Origin of the sequence: Aeromonas sp. s10, from assembly GCF_040907975.1 — a bacterium.
GTDB classification, from domain to species: Bacteria; Pseudomonadota; Gammaproteobacteria; order Enterobacterales; family Aeromonadaceae; genus Aeromonas; species Aeromonas caviae.
In genome coordinates, this window is the sequence record NZ_JBFOCV010000006.1 from 197,105 (window position 1) to 210,901 (window position 13,797).

Sequence of the window (13,797 nt, forward strand, 5' to 3'; positions counted from 1 at the left end):
GATGGCCGCCCTCCGCGACCACCTCGGGCACAGGGTCAGCCCCTGCCTCCTGCACGGCGCCGTTGCCATCGGGGACACTTGCCCCCATGATGCAATCCCCCTTGCCATCTCGGGCAACAGGGCGGTTCATTCAGGGAGAAACGATGAGACCATCGGATTACGGGAGATTGCTCGCGCTGGCAGCCATCTGGGGTGCCAGCTTCTTGTTCATGCGCATCGCGGCGCCGGCGTTCGGCTCGGTCAACACCACCTTCCTGCGGGTCTTCTTCGCCCTCGTCGGGCTCGCCGCCATGCTCCTGCTGCTGCGCACCCCCATGCAGTTTCAGGGCAAGCTCAAATCCATCATGGTGCTTGGCATCATCAACTCCGGCGTCCCCTTCCTGATGTATGCCGTGGCGGCCCTCTGGCTGCCCGCAGGGTATTCCGCCATCCTCAACGCCACCACGCCCCTGATGGGCGCCCTCATCGGCTTCTCCTTCTTTCACGAGACGCTGACCTTGCGAAAGTGGGCCGGGGTCATGCTGGGGCTGGTGGGCATCGGGCTCATCACCACCACCGGGGAGGTCGACCTGAGCGGCCAACTGGCCATCGGGGTGCTGGCCTGCCTCATCGCCACCGCCTGCTATGGCTGCGCCGGCTTCCTGACGAGGCGCTGGGTCACCGAGCGGGGAGGCCTGGACGCCAAACTGGTGGCCTTTGGCAGCCAGATAGGGGCCGTCCTCTTCCTGCTTCCCTTCTTCGGCTACACCCTGGCGACCGGCCCCGCCGTCGACTGGGCCCAGCCTGGGGTCTGGGCCAGCGTGCTGGCGGTCGGCTTCCTCTGCACCGCCTTCGCCTATCTGCTCTATTTCAGGCTGATCGCCGACATCGGCCCCCTGCGAAGTCTCACTGTCACCTTCCTCATTCCGCCCTTCGGCATCCTGTGGGGCTATCTGGTGCTGGGGGAAACCCTCACCGGCGGCTTCGTGTTCGGCGGCGCCGTGGTCTGCCTCGCGGTCTGGCTGGTGACCAGCCCCGCCAAAGCCGTCAAGCCGGCCAAGGCACAAGCCTAGGCTCCGCGTCATCTGCCGGACCCATGGCTCGGCAGATGGGCGCAACTGGGGTAAGATGACCCCCATCGTTTCTCCCGCCCCGGCGGACACCACAGCAGGGCCAGCCTTGAATCACCTCGAACCCGCCAGTCAGAGCAGACAACAGCAGATCTTCACCGTCACCCGTCTCAACAGCGCCGTGCGCATGATCCTGGAGCAGGATCTGGGGCTGGTGTGGCTCACCGGCGAGCTCTCGAACCTCGCGATGCCAAGTTCCGGCCACTGGTATTTCTCCCTCAAGGACATGTCGGCCCAGGTGCGCTGCGCCATGTTCAAGGGCAACAACCGCCGGGTGCCGTTCCGTCCCCAGGATGGCATGCAGGTGCTGGTGCAGGCGCGAGTCTCCCTCTATGAACCCCGGGGCGACTACCAGCTCATCATCGAGTCCATGCAGCCCGCCGGGGATGGCATGCTGGCCCTGCGCTTCGAGGAGCTCAAGCGCCGCCTCGGGGCCGAAGGGCTCTTTGACGAAGGGCGCAAGCGCCCCTTGCCCCGGGAACCCCGCGCCGTCGGGCTGGTCACCTCCGCCACCGGCGCCGCCCTGCACGACATGCTGACGGTGCTTGAACGCCGCGCCCCGGACTTGCCCGTTTTCATCTACCCGACCCAGGTGCAGGGGAGCGCCGCCACCGCCCAGATCGTCTCGGCCATCATGCTTGCCAACCGCCGCGCCGAGGTGGATGTGCTCATCGTCGGACGCGGCGGCGGCTCCCTTGAAGATCTCTGGTGCTTCAACGAAGAGGCGGTGGCACGGGCCATCGCAGGCTCCGCCATCCCCGTGGTGAGTGCCGTAGGACACGAGGTGGACGTCACCATCAGCGACTTTGCCGCCGACCTTCGTGCCCCCACCCCCTCTGCCGCCGCCGAGTTGGTGGCGCCGGACAGGCGCACCCGCGCCCAGCGCCTCGTGCACCTGCGCCAGCGGCTCACCCAGGCCATGAGTCGCCACCAGGTCGCCGCCCGCCATGGCTTCGTCCTGCTGCAGAAGCGGCTCGATCATCAGGATCCCAAGCGACGGCTGGAGCAGCAGTCCCAGCGCCTCGACGAGCTCGACCGCCGCTTGCAGCAGCACCTGCGTGATCGCCTGCACCAGGGGGAGCGGCGCCTCGCGGGCCTCGTCATGCGCCTGCAGGCCAGAAGCCCCGAAAAGCGGCTGGCCATCGGCAAACGTCGTCACCAGCTTGCCGAGGAGCGCCTCCATGCCCTCATCGCAAAACGCCAGGATCTCGCCCGCCACCGCCTCGCCATGCTGGGAGCCCGCCTCGACGGCATCAGCCCGCTGGCCACCCTGGGGCGCGGTTACGCCATCGTGCGCACCCCCTCCGGGGAGGTGATCCGCCGCGCATCCCAGGTCAATGCAGGCCAGACCCTGATCACCACCCTCGCAGAGGGATTGCTGCGGGTACGGGTGGACGAGGTCGACAACCGCTGACAAAAAGCGGGGGCCCGCACCAGTCCCCCGCCTCCTTTCTGTGCTCCGATAGCCCGTTATACCAGGGCATGATCGGCCATCTTGCCCGGGTGGCCGGATGGTTTCGCGCCCTCCTTGCTCCCCCCCGGTGGATTGCACCTCAGATACTCGAACAACCCGGCCTGCAAATTCACGTTCCAGAAACGCCCCGCCAGGGTGAGGGCGAGACGCTCGGCCGAAAGCCGTGCCAGCCCGTGTCGCAGCCAGGCCTCAAAGAGCGGCATCAGGTGGGAGACCAGCCCCTGTGGCAATTGCGACAACGCCAGCCATCCGGTATCGAGCCCCCCTCGCAGCAGCCCGTCGAGACGGGCATCGGGATTGGGCCTCATCACCATGCCGGGAGCACGCACGCCCTTCGCCTGCGCCTCATGCCAGGGCGCCAGATCCCGGCCATACATGAGGCCGTGGCCGTGAATGTTGCCCCCCGCCCCTGCGCCGAAGGGCAGGATCTCGGCGCCCCACTTGGCCATCTGGTTGTAGCGGCTCTGCTCGGCATCGATGCGCCGCCAGTGGCTGCAGGAGAGCCGCTCCCAGCCCCCCGCCTCCAGCGTCCGTGCCCCGTCGGCATACATGACTGCCCGCTGCTGGCCATCGGCGGCCCAGCCCAGGGAGCCTTTCTCGTCGGCGCGCGCCAGGTTGGTGCCCGCCATGGAGATGAGTTGATAGAGATCCACCCCGTGCACCCCGCTCGCCATCACATCCGCGATATCCTGGCGCCACACGGCCTCATCCTGCCCCGGCAGACCGAAGATGAGATCCGCCACGATCACCGCCTCGTTGTGGCGGGTCAGCGCCGCCAGCCGGGACAGCAAGGTCTCCCTGTCATCGAAGCGGGCCGCCTGCTGGCGCACGCGGGTATCAAAACTCTGCACGCCGAACGAGAAGCGGTTGAAACCGCCCGCCAGGGCCGTCTGCCACTTCTCGTCATCAAAGCCGTTGAGCCGCCCCTCCAGGGTCAGCTCCGCATCCACGGTCAGGGGAAAACGGCGGATGGCGCTGGCCAGGCGGGCGAGATCGCCCGCCGCCATGTCGGTTGGCGTGCCGCCCCCCACATAGACCGCCGAGAAAGGCCGGCTCTGGACGAGCGGCGTCTCGGCTGCCTGGTGCAGCGACCCGCAGAGTGCCTCCATGTAGCGGCTCATGCGCGCCGGATTGGCGCCGTTTTCGAAGAAGTTGCAAAAACTGCAGCGCTTGCGGCAAAACGGGATATGGATATAGAGCGCTCGGGCCTTGGCCTCGCTCTCCTGCTGCCACCAGGCTTGCCAGCCGGCATCGTCCAGCATCAGGGGGGCGGCCCCTCCCCGGCTGGCATGGGCCGACGTCTTGGCGGTGAAGGCGAATTTGAGGGGATCCGGGGTGCAAAGCCCCGTCATGGTCGAAGAAAGCTGGAGAGTCGTCACTGGGGTTACCCTGCGTAAATAACACAAATGATAACGAATATCAGTTGCAGGTATTTGTGCTGGATCAAGCCGGGAAGGATTGAGCCGTCACTCTGTCCCCATCAGGGCAGCGCGCGTCAGGCAAGAAAAGCGTGAAACAACAAGGGAAGAGAGCCACTCTCCCACTGGAGAGTGGTGGCACACACAGGATCAGGCGGTTGATTCAAGGCTCCTGACGGGAGCGCCGCGCCGATACCAGCTGACGGGGGTCAGCCATTGCCGATGATGATGGCAACCCGGCGATTTTCCGCTCGCCCGGCAGCGGTCGCGTTGTCGGCGATGGGCGCCTCTTCTCCGCGGCCGCGGATATCCAGGTTCCCCTGGGGCATACCCACCGACACCAGGACATCGGCCACCGACCGTGCCCGCTTGAGGGAGAGTTGCTGGTTGTAGGCCTCATCACCGTTGGAGTCGGTATGACCGTCCACCCGGGCCCGGTTCAGTCCTACCTCAATCAGGGCCTTGCCGAGTTTCTCCACCACCTGGCGGGTCTCGGGGTTGAGGGCCCCCACATTGTTGGCGAACAGCACCTTGTTGGAGATATCCAGGGTCCATCCCTCGTCGGTCAGGTGAAATCCCTGCTCCTTCAAGGCGGCGATCTGCTCCGCCGTGAGCCCCTGGGGAGGGCTCTGGCACGCCGCCAGCACACTCAGCAACAGTGCCACCAGGCCCGCTTTGATCGGGTTCAACATGCGCATTCTTATCATCCTTTCACTATTTCCGGTTCAACTTCACGTGCTCGTTTTTCGTGTTTCTCTCTCCTCCCTGCGTTGTCGTTTGGCTTGATACATGGCGTCGTCTGCCCATTGCAGCAGGGCATCCGCCGTCTTCCCCTGCTCAGGATAGCGGGCAGAGCCGATGCTGATCCCCACCCCGAGATGGCGACCGTCACTCAATACCACGGGGGTGTTCATGGCCTGCTGCACTCGCCCTATCACCTCGCGTACCTCGTCCTCCCCCTGGATCGGGGTCAGGAGGATGACGAACTCATCTCCCCCCAGCCGGCAGACCAGATCCAGGGGCCTGAGCTGATGCTGCACCCGCCGCGCCACTGCGATCAGCACTTCGTCGCCGATGCCGTGGCCCAGGTTGTCATTGATCTGCTTGAAACGATCGCAATCCAGATAGAGCAGGGCAAAACCTTCATGCCCCTTGTTGCCTGCCAGGATGGCCTGCTCCATGCGAGCCTCGAACAGAGCGCGGTTGGGCAGACCAGTCAGGGGATCATGGGTTGCCTGATGCAGCAGGCTGGCGTTCTCCCGCTTCTGGTGGGCCTGCCAGGCTTCCAGCTCATCGAGCAGCGAATTGAAATCCTCACCCAGCTCGTGCAGCTCGGCGATATTGGCCGCCGGCACCCGCTCCTTGAGGGCCCGCTGGCGGCTGACGTTGTAAGCCACCTCGGTCAGGGCCTTGAGGGGTGCCGTGATGGAGCGCTGCATCCGGCGCGCCACATGGAGTGCCCCGAGAATACTGATGAGCAGGCACACCAGGGTAGCCAGCAAGGTCTGCAACAGGAATCGCAGCAGGTACTGGCCGTGACCGACCAGATGCACCCTGGCTATCTCCTTGTGCTCGCGCACCATGGGGAGCGCCACGGGCCCCGGCAGGATCAGGCGGGCCAGGTGCTGCTCCAGGGTGGTCCAGGGGGTAGTGATGTCCCGGCGCCAGCTCGCCAGCACCTGGCCGTCCGGCAGTACTATGCTGGCGCTGGCTATGTCTTCCCGGGAGGTGATGGTCTCCAGGGCATCCAGTGCCGCCTCCTTGTCATGGAAGACCACGGCCGCCTCAGTGGTGTAGCTGATGGCCCGCGCCACCAGCTTGAGGTTGTGATCCGCATAAAGGCGCAGCGCCAGCAGCGCCGTGACGGTCAGAAACAGCCCGGCCATGCAGACGGCAGTCAGGGAGATCATCATGTGGGTGCGCCCCAGACTCTGTCGCAGGGTAAGCCGGGGAGTGGCGTGATGGACCGTCATCGCTCCTCCTCATCGGCTCGCGCGAGCTTGAGCACGGCCGGGTGCACTCGCACGCCGCTGCGGGCCAGCGCATCCAGATTGACCCGAAAACGCACCCTCTCCTCCCCGGCCTGCAGACAGAAGACCGCATCGGCGATGCATTCGCGGCTCTGCTCACTGATGCTGAGGATGGCGTGACCGCGCAGGCGCTCGAACAGGGAGAGGCGCTGTGCCGGTGCCAGCACCCCCAGATAGATGACATCGCAGCGCTGGATCAGCGCCTCATCGTCCATGTCGTAGCGATGGACCTCCACCGGTCGGCCATTGGCCTGCCGTTCGATGGTCAGAAGGGATGACGCATATTCCGTGGGCGCCGTGATGCAGAGCCGAAGTCTGGCGGGCTCGCTGGGCCAGCGGGTGTAACTGAGGATATCGAGCACGGTCTGGCGCACCATGTCGCTGCGCGCCTCGGCGGAGGTCGCCGCCATGGCCTGGTTTGCCAGCATCAGCATGCAGCACAGTGGCGCCAGCCACATCAGTAACCGGAGGTAACAAAACATCTGCATGGTGCCCGCGAGAGTGTCCAGGTCGGCGCCGGGGTAACCCGACGCCCATGATGAGAGTGCCTGCATGGCACCGCACCGAGCTTACCAGCCGGGTGGCCAGCCCCCAGAGGCAAGTGGCACGGTTGCGTCACCGGATGTCGCAGCCATGCTTGCAAGGCGCTCAATGCCCCAGGCAGACACCGTCCATCGACACTACTTCTTGCCAATCCCATATTCGCGCAGCTTGTTGGCGATGGCGGTATGGGAGACACCGAGCCGCTTGGCCAGTTGGCGGGTAGAGGGGAACGCCGGGTAGAGCCGCTCCAGCAGGCGGCTCTCGAAACGCTTCACCGCCTCGTCAAGCCCCCCTTCGAACCACTCGTCGATGAGCGGCATGGCATCGGCCGCCACCGGCAAGTCCACGTGCTCGGGTCCGATCTCGTCCCCTTCCAGCAGGGTCATGGCCCGATAGAGGCAGTTGCGCAACTGGCGCACGTTGCCGGGCCAGCGGTAGGCGGTGAGGTACTCGGCCATGTTGCGGGTAAAGCGCGGACGCGGGCGCTGCAGTTCGCTCGCAAAGCGCGACACGAACTGCTGGGCCAGGGCCATGATGTCCGCCTTGCGCTCGCGCAGCGGCGGCAGATTGAGGCTAAGCACATTGAGGCGGTAGTAGAGATCTTCGCGAAACTTCCCTTCATGGACCAGATCCAGCAACTGCTTCTGGGTGGTGCAGATGAAGCGCACGTTGACCCTCACTTCCTGCTCGTCACCGACCCGGCGAAACACGCCATCTTGCAGCACCCGCAGGAACTTGGTCTGCAGATGGGGGGACATGTCGCCGATCTCGTCCAGCATCAGGGTGCCGCCGCTGGCCAGCTCCAGCACCCCGCGCTTGCCCTCGGTGTTGTTGCCAAAGGCGCCGGGGGCATAGCCGAACAGCTCGCTCTCGGCCACGTTGTCCGGCATGGCCGCGCAGTTGAGCGCCATGAAGGGGTGGCTGGAGCGCAGGCTGGCGCCGTGGCAGGCCCGGGCCAGCAATTCTTTGCCGGTGCCGGTCTCTCCCACGATGAGCAAGGGGGCGTCCTGCATCGCGAGCTTGGCAGCCTGGGCCAGCACCTCTTTCATCTTCTGGCTCTCGGCCTGGAGGTGCTCAAAGCCCCCCACTTCCACCGCGTGCAGGGCACTGAAGTGCATGCCGACCCGGCGGGCGGATTTGAGCACCACCACGGCGCCGGCCAGAGCCTGCTTGCCCTTCTCTTCGGCCACGAACAGCGGCATCAGATCGCCCAGGTACTCTTCGCCACCGAGGCTCAGCTTGCAGGTCTGGGGCTTGATCTCCCCCGACTCCAGCCAGCGGCCAAACGAGAAGCCCTTGACCAGGGAGGCGATCGCCACGCCGCGCACCTCGTCCGGTGGCAACGCCAGGGTGGTGAGGGCGGCCTGGTTGGCCTGGGTCACCCGCCCCTTGCTGTCGAGGGAGAAGACCAGGTCCGGCAGCGCCTTGAGCAGGGCCTCTATCTCGTGGTGCTCCCGCTCGGAGGGCATGTAGGGGATGGTCTTGACGTCATAGACGCCGGGAATGCGGCGAATTTCCGGCATCAGATGCTGAAAGTCACGGAACTCCAGCTCGGGGAAATTGAGATAGATGATGCCTGAGGTATCGATTTCGATGCCGCGCAGATCGATGTTGTGCTCCACCAGTCGGTCGAGCAATTCCCGGGTCAGGCCCAGACGGTCTTCACAGCTGACTTCAAGACGCATTCGGCACACACTTCCTAGCTAACATTCTGAATAACGGGATAATACAGACTCGATCCCGCCAGTGCGAGCGCTCCCCCACAAAAATGCGGGCCTGCCCCGCTTTCACCGGGCAGGCCCTGTCTGCGTTGGCGCCAGGCGGCGGTTACTTCATCAGCCCGTCGGTGCGGGCTGCCATGATGAAGTCGTTGCGATGCAAGCCGCCTATCTTGTGGGTCCACCAGCTCACGGTCACCTTGCCCCATTCGAGCAAGATCGCCGGATGATGGAACTCCGCCTCCGCCAGTTCCCCGAGGCGGTTGGTGAACGCCAGCCCCTCCTTGAAGTTGCGAAACACAAATTCACGACGCAGTTGCAGCTCGCCGTTGACCACCAGGGGCTGCCAGTCGGGGATGAGGTGCATCAGCTCCCCCAGCTCCTGATCGCTCACCCTGGGGGCATCGGCGCGGCACGCCTCGCATCTTTGACTCGCCAGTTCAGTCATTCGGGACTCCTTTCATGAAACATCGTGGGAATGAATTCGGGTCAGCTCGCCTGCTTGCCGGCAACGGGGGCAAAGCGGGGTGGACGCAGGCCAAGACGACGGGCCTCGGCCACGGCCGCCATGATCCCCGGCCCCTCCAGACCATAGAGGGTATCGAGACGAGGCAGCACGAAATAGGTCGGCTGCATGATGTCGATGCGATAGGGGGTACGCAGGATCTCCAGCAGATCGAAGGGTTGCAGCTCAGGCTTGCCCGAGAGGGCATAAGCGGTCTCGCCGATGGAGGAGAGAATGCCGCCGCCGTAGATGCGCAGCCCCTCCCCCCCCTGCAGGAGACCGAACTCCACCGTGAACCAGTAGAGCCTCGCCAGATAGACCCGCTCCTCCTTGCTCGCCTGGAGTCCGAGCCGACCATACAGGTGGGTGAAGTGGGCAAAGGCCGGGTTGGTCAGCATGGCGCAGTGGCCGAAGATCTCGTGGAAGATGTCGGGCTCTTGCAGGTAGTCGAGCTCGTCCCGGCGGCGAATGAAGGTGGCGACGGGAAAACGGCGATCAGCGAGCAGCGCGAAGAAGTGATCAAAGGAGATGAGGGCCGGCACCGCCGCCACCGACCAGCCGGTGGCGGGCATCAGGGCGGCGTTGATCTCGCCCAGCTGGGGGATGCGGTCCAGAGGCAGGTCGAGGCGTGCCAACCCGGCCTGGTATTCGTCGCAGGCCTTGCCATCGAGCGCCGCAAGCTGGCGTGCAATCAGGATCCGCCAGGTGCCGTGCTCCTCGTCCGTGTAGTGGATCCTGCCCTGCCCATCCGGTTGGCGGGCCGTGTAGAGACTTGCCATGAATGCTCCCATCCTTCGGGTGCCAGCCGCCATCCGGGCGGTCACTGGCCGTTGAGTCATGGGATCACTGTAACGGTTTGCCCCTCAAAAAAGCAGCCGACCCCGGGGTCGGCTGCTTTTGACAATTGTAAATAATTTGTGACATCCATGTCGGGTGCCAGCCACCTCACGACTTGTTGAGATAACCCGCCAACTGGCCGATCAGCCGCTTGCGCAGCTCGCCCAGTTTCGGCTTCTCGTCGGCACACCAGGGGAGCGGACGACAGGCTTCCATGGTACGCATCCCGAGGCGCGCGGTGAGCAACCCGGCCCCGACCCCTTGGGCGGCGCGGGCGGAGAGCTTGGCGGTCAGCTCGGCGCCCAGCAGATCCATCCCTACCTCGGTCACCAGCTCGGTGGCCCCCGCATAGAGCATGTTGCGAAACACCTGACGAATGAGGCGGATGCGGCTCCAGTAGCCGAGCTCGATGGCGTAGACATCGGCGATGTCCTCGATCATCCGCAGGTTGCGCCAGAGCATCAGCATCATGTCGACGGTGGCGAGCGGGCTCAGGGCCACCAGCACGGCGGCCTCCCCCGACCATTTGGCGACGCGGGCCTGGGCCAGCTTGTCCCGCTCGGTGAGCACCAGCTGGCTGTAGAGGGTCAGCACTTCCCGATCGCTGTGGCTCTCGTCAAGCTGGGATAACCAGGTGCGATACCCTTCCCGCCCCTTGTCACCGCTCTTCTCGGCCAGGGCCTCGCAGAAGGCCTGCCCCTGACCGACCCCCTGATGGGCCAGCAGATCCTCGGCTCTTGAGCGCACATCCTGGCGCCGCTTCAAGGTGCGCAGCCGCAGCCATTCGCGCCCCGCCACCCCGGCGGTGCCCACCGCCACCAGGCCGGAGGCGAGCAGCCAGGCCCCGCCCCAGAAGGGGGAGGCGGCAAACTGATCCACCAGAAAAGCGCCAAACTGGCCAAGCGACAGCAGCCCCACCCCGCCCAGCCCCCAGGCCAGCAGACGATGACGGCGCCGAGGCCTGACGTGAAGCGCGGGTTCCACCTCGGTGAGCTCGTCCAGCGCGTCCAGAGGCTCGAAGCTCTCCTCTTCCAGCCGCCGGGCCGGGGCCGGTGGCTGCGCTTCGCTTGCCACCGAGGGCGCGGGCTCCAGCGTCACCTTGCCTTGCAGGGGAGCGGCGTCATCGGTGCGCCATCTTGTCTGATCGTTCATCGCATTCTCTCCTGTGGGCGCCCCTCGAGCACAGCGGGCCACCCACCCGTTATTCGAGGTGATCCCCGAGCAGGAATTCCAGCGCCGCATCGAGCCGGATATGGGGGAGCGCCTGATGGGCGCTCATGGGCAGCGGGCGAAAGGCCTGAAAATCAAACCCTTGAGTTTTCCACCACTGCGCAGGCGGGATCTGGGCAGGCACCTCCCCCGGGAAGAGCAGCAAGGGCTCGCCCGAGAGGGTAGTGCCACGAATGGCGGGAAATTCCCGTCCGTCTGCCACCCCCTTGCCCACCTCCGTGGCCTTGATGGCGGCCAGCGCCAGGCATTCGGTCTCTATCCCCTCAAAGCGGGCCTGACCCCGGCCACGGCTCACTAGGTGCTGCAGGAGCGACACCAGAGGCCCGTGCTGCTCCGGCGTGACGTGATCGGCCTTGCTCGCCACAAACAGCAGCTTGTCGATGCGCGGGGCGAACAGACGGCGCCACCAGTTGCTCTTGCCGTAGGCGAAGCTTTCCATGATGCGGGCGATGGCCTGCTGCATGTCACCAAAGCTCGCGGCACCGGCATTGAGGGGCGCCAGGCAGTCCACCAGCACGATCTGGCGATCAAAGCCTGCAAAGTGCTGCTCATAGAAGCCCTGTACCAGATGCTGCTTGTACTGCTCGAAGCGCTGCTTGAAGGTGGCGTAGAGAGTGCCGTCTTCGGGGGTGTGCGTGGGCATCTCCCACACCCAGGGCACGAATTGCAACAGCGGCGCACCGGCATACTCGCCGGGCAACACGAAACGCCCGGGCTGGATGAGGTGAAGCCCGAGCGCCTGCTTGCAGGCGTGCAGATATTCGGTGTAGCGGGCGGCCAGTTCGCTGGCGGCACGCTCCTCGAAGGCTTGATCTGCCTGCCAGAGCGGCGTCAGCCAGCCTGCCGCCAGGGCTTGCAGCTCGGGGCGGCACAGTTGCTCCCGCACCTGCTCGCTCCACTGCTCGTAGTTCAGATCCAGCAGCGGCAAATCCAGCAGCCACTCCCCGGGATAATCCACCAGATCCACATAGAGGGTGGAGATCTCCCCCAGGTGCCGACGCAGCGGATGGCGGGTGCGATAGCGGATCTCGAGGCGTACCTCGGCCACCCCCCGGGTCGGCGCGGGCCAGGCGGGCGGATCGCCAAACAGGGCATCGAGGCCCCGTTCGTAGGGAAAGGTGGGAATGTGGGCGTTTTGCTGGGGCACTCGGCGAGCACCGAGGATGCGTCCCTGGCGCTGGGCGTCCCAGAGCGGCAGACGACCATCGATGGCCGCGTGCTCCAGTTGATTGACCAGCGCCGTGATAAAGGCGGTCTTGCCACTGCGAGAGAGGCCGGTGACCGCCAGCCGGATGTGGCGATCCCGGGCCCGGTTCACCGCGTCAACGGCCTTGTGCTGGAGCACAGACCAGGAGTGTTCGAGTTTGTTGCGTATCAAGGCGGGTCTTCTTCTCCTTGTGATCACATCAGAGAGACGGCCGCGAGGCAGTATCCTCGCGGCCCGGCACGATTAGAGCTTGCTGAACTCCCGTTGCAGGGTGAACTCCTTGGAGGTCACCAGCTTCTCGATGCGCTGCACCCTGGGCTCCAGTGCATCCAGCTCCTGGCCGATGCGGGCAAGGGCCTGATGAGGTGTGACGCCTGCCTGCCAGCTGCGCGCCTTCATCCGCACCTCGGCGAACTCGGCATCTTCCTGGGAGTAGAGGGTGACCGGCTTCTTGTCGAGCAAGAACCAGGCGGCAATATAGGCGGTGAAGGTGATGAAACCGGCAAAGATGAGACCACTGATGGCCAGCAGCCGCACGATCCAGGTCTCCACCCCGAAGTACTCTGCCAGACCGGCACAGACCCCGGCAATCTTGCCCCGCTGGGGATCCCGGTACAAGTTGCGCCCTTCACGACTGACACTGTTCATACCTTGTTTCTCCAACCAGGAACCTCGGCATCCAGAATCGACTCCAGGGCGCCGACCCGTTCCTGCATCTTCTCGGCACGCACCAGCAAGCCCTGCAGCTGTTCACGCTCACCATCGGCAAGGCCGGCGCCAATGCGTCCCTTGGCGCGGTAGTGCAGCACCAGCCAGATGGGGGCCACCACCACCATGAAGACCACCATGGGAACCATCAATACACCCAGCAGATCTTCCATCTGTTACTCTCCCTGTTTCGGTGCCGGATTGTGCTGGCCCAGCTTCTGGCGCATGGCTTCCAGCTCGCGGCTGATCTGGTCGTCCGCTTCCAGCTCGGCAAACTGCTGGGCGAGCGCCTTGTCGGACTGCCCCAGATCGGCGCGGGCTTCCATCTCGTCGATGCGGCGCTCCATGCGCTCGAACTTGCTCACCACGGCCTGGCTGTCGCCACGGGCCACCTGGCTTTGCACGTTGAGACGGCTGCTGGCGGCTTCGCTGCGAATGGCCATCGCCTTCTGGCGGGCACGGGCGTCTTCCAGCTTGGCTTCCAGCTGACGGATCTCCTCCCCCAGCTTCTCGATGCCGCTGTCCACCGCCTGCTGTTCACGAGACAGGGCGTCGGCAAGCTCCGCCTGCTTGCTCTTCTCGATGAGGGCAGCCCGGGCCAGATCTTCGCGCCCCTTGGTCAGGGCCAGCTCGGCCTTGCCCTGCCACTCGGCGACCCGCTCCTGATGGCGGCTCACCTGACGGCCGATCTCTTTTTGATTCGCGAGGAAGCGGGCCAGATTGGAGCGCTCCTTCACCAGTTCATCTTCCATCTCCTGGATGATCAGACGCACCATCTTCTGGGGATCTTCCGCCTTGTCGAGCAGGGCCGTCAGATTGGAATTGATGATGTCGGCCAGGCGAGAAAAAATGCTCATGATTGTACTCCTGTGATAGGCATCGGGTTGTGTCTCCATTGACAATGGCAACTTGTGTGCCAATCTGGAACAATATTTAACTTGTTGATTTATATGGGCACTCAGAATGCAGTTCAAGTCCCGGGGAAACAAGTGATGATTAAAATAACCAACTTTTGGTA

At 64.8% G+C, this 13,797-nt stretch carries 14 protein-coding genes; 2 read left to right on the top strand and 12 right to left on the bottom strand.

What is annotated here, in order from left to right:
* Positions 1–143: 143 nt before the first annotated feature.
* Both AB5Y59_RS01455 and xseA read left to right on the top strand, forming a co-directional pair.
* Positions 144–1,052: a DMT family transporter gene (locus AB5Y59_RS01455; protein ID WP_139737731.1), complete on the top strand. Its 909-nt coding sequence runs from the start codon at positions 144–146 to the stop codon at positions 1,050–1,052.
* Positions 1,053–1,158: 106 nt separating this feature from the next.
* Complete coding sequence (gene xseA / locus AB5Y59_RS01460) at positions 1,159–2,523, top strand: exodeoxyribonuclease VII large subunit (protein WP_288212292.1); 1,365 nt, start codon at positions 1,159–1,161, stop codon at positions 2,521–2,523.
* Between the two features lie 56 nt (positions 2,524–2,579).
* Here the strand turns inward: xseA and hutW are convergent, their stop codons facing one another.
* The 12 genes from hutW to pspA form a co-directional block, all read right to left on the bottom strand.
* Positions 2,580–3,935, bottom strand: a complete 1,356-nt coding sequence (gene hutW, locus AB5Y59_RS01465) for a heme anaerobic degradation radical SAM methyltransferase ChuW/HutW (protein ID WP_368211448.1) — start codon at positions 3,933–3,935, stop codon at positions 2,580–2,582.
* A gap of 275 nt (positions 3,936–4,210) precedes the next feature.
* On the bottom strand, positions 4,211–4,699 hold the full coding sequence (locus AB5Y59_RS01470) for an OmpA family protein (RefSeq protein WP_010674543.1): 489 nt from the start codon (positions 4,697–4,699) through the stop codon (positions 4,211–4,213).
* 33 nt (positions 4,700–4,732) lie between these two features.
* Positions 4,733–5,974, bottom strand: coding sequence for a diguanylate cyclase (locus AB5Y59_RS01475; protein ID WP_202043745.1), 1,242 nt, complete (start codon positions 5,972–5,974; stop codon positions 4,733–4,735).
* Positions 5,971–6,489, bottom strand: coding sequence for a YfiR family protein (locus tag AB5Y59_RS01480; RefSeq protein ID WP_368211345.1), 519 nt, complete (start codon positions 6,487–6,489; stop codon positions 5,971–5,973). Before AB5Y59_RS01480 ends, AB5Y59_RS01475 begins: the two co-directional genes overlap by 4 nt.
* Positions 6,490–6,711: 222 nt before the next feature.
* The gene (tyrR, locus tag AB5Y59_RS01485) at positions 6,712–8,259 is read right to left on the bottom strand and encodes a transcriptional regulator TyrR (protein ID WP_010674540.1); all 1,548 of its coding nucleotides are present in this window, start codon (positions 8,257–8,259) and stop codon (positions 6,712–6,714) included.
* Positions 8,260–8,401: 142 nt separating this feature from the next.
* A complete protein-coding gene (locus tag AB5Y59_RS01490) occupies positions 8,402–8,740 on the bottom strand; it encodes a 4a-hydroxytetrahydrobiopterin dehydratase (RefSeq protein ID WP_010674539.1) in 339 nt (112 codons plus the stop codon).
* Positions 8,741–8,781: 41 nt separating this feature from the next.
* Positions 8,782–9,576, bottom strand: a complete 795-nt coding sequence (gene phhA / locus AB5Y59_RS01495) for a phenylalanine 4-monooxygenase (protein WP_288212291.1) — start codon at positions 9,574–9,576, stop codon at positions 8,782–8,784.
* A gap of 166 nt (positions 9,577–9,742) precedes the next feature.
* A complete protein-coding gene (locus AB5Y59_RS01500) occupies positions 9,743–10,786 on the bottom strand; it encodes a YcjF family protein (protein ID WP_045524753.1) in 1,044 nt (347 codons plus the stop codon).
* Positions 10,787–10,835: 49 nt separating this feature from the next.
* Positions 10,836–12,242, bottom strand: a complete 1,407-nt coding sequence (locus AB5Y59_RS01505; RefSeq protein WP_045524752.1) for a YcjX family protein — start codon at positions 12,240–12,242, stop codon at positions 10,836–10,838.
* 72 nt (positions 12,243–12,314) lie between these two features.
* Positions 12,315–12,719, bottom strand: coding sequence for an envelope stress response membrane protein PspC (gene pspC / locus AB5Y59_RS01510; RefSeq protein ID WP_010674535.1), 405 nt, complete (start codon positions 12,717–12,719; stop codon positions 12,315–12,317).
* Positions 12,716–12,952 (bottom strand): envelope stress response membrane protein PspB, encoded by a 237-nt coding sequence (pspB, locus tag AB5Y59_RS01515; protein WP_005300084.1) that lies wholly within the window; start codon positions 12,950–12,952, stop codon positions 12,716–12,718. Before pspB ends, pspC begins: the two co-directional genes overlap by 4 nt.
* 3 nt (positions 12,953–12,955) lie before the next feature.
* The gene (gene pspA, locus AB5Y59_RS01520; protein WP_010674534.1) at positions 12,956–13,636 is read right to left on the bottom strand and encodes a phage shock protein PspA; all 681 of its coding nucleotides are present in this window, start codon (positions 13,634–13,636) and stop codon (positions 12,956–12,958) included.
* Positions 13,637–13,797: the final 161 nt, after the last annotated feature.

Bases quoted from the DNA above. Each gene is read 5' to 3' on its own strand.
- AB5Y59_RS01455 (WP_139737731.1), top strand. From the start codon at position 144: ATGAGACCATCGGATTACGGGAGATTGCTCGCGCTGGCAGCCATCTGG.
- hutW (WP_368211448.1), bottom strand. From the start codon at position 3,935: ATGACGGGGCTTTGCACCCCGGATCCCCTCAAATTCGCCTTCACCGCC.
- AB5Y59_RS01470 (WP_010674543.1), bottom strand. From the start codon at position 4,699: ATGCGCATGTTGAACCCGATCAAAGCGGGCCTGGTGGCACTGTTGCTG.
- AB5Y59_RS01475 (WP_202043745.1), bottom strand. From the start codon at position 5,974: ATGACGGTCCATCACGCCACTCCCCGGCTTACCCTGCGACAGAGTCTG.
- AB5Y59_RS01480 (WP_368211345.1), bottom strand. From the start codon at position 6,489: ATGTGGCTGGCGCCACTGTGCTGCATGCTGATGCTGGCAAACCAGGCC.
- tyrR (WP_010674540.1), bottom strand. From the start codon at position 8,259: ATGCGTCTTGAAGTCAGCTGTGAAGACCGTCTGGGCCTGACCCGGGAA.
- AB5Y59_RS01490 (WP_010674539.1), bottom strand. From the start codon at position 8,740: ATGACTGAACTGGCGAGTCAAAGATGCGAGGCGTGCCGCGCCGATGCC.
- phhA (WP_288212291.1), bottom strand. From the start codon at position 9,576: ATGGCAAGTCTCTACACGGCCCGCCAACCGGATGGGCAGGGCAGGATC.
- AB5Y59_RS01500 (WP_045524753.1), bottom strand. From the start codon at position 10,786: ATGAACGATCAGACAAGATGGCGCACCGATGACGCCGCTCCCCTGCAA.
- pspC (WP_010674535.1), bottom strand. From the start codon at position 12,719: ATGAACAGTGTCAGTCGTGAAGGGCGCAACTTGTACCGGGATCCCCAG.
- pspB (WP_005300084.1), bottom strand. From the start codon at position 12,952: ATGGAAGATCTGCTGGGTGTATTGATGGTTCCCATGGTGGTCTTCATG.
- pspA (WP_010674534.1), bottom strand. From the start codon at position 13,636: ATGAGCATTTTTTCTCGCCTGGCCGACATCATCAATTCCAATCTGACG.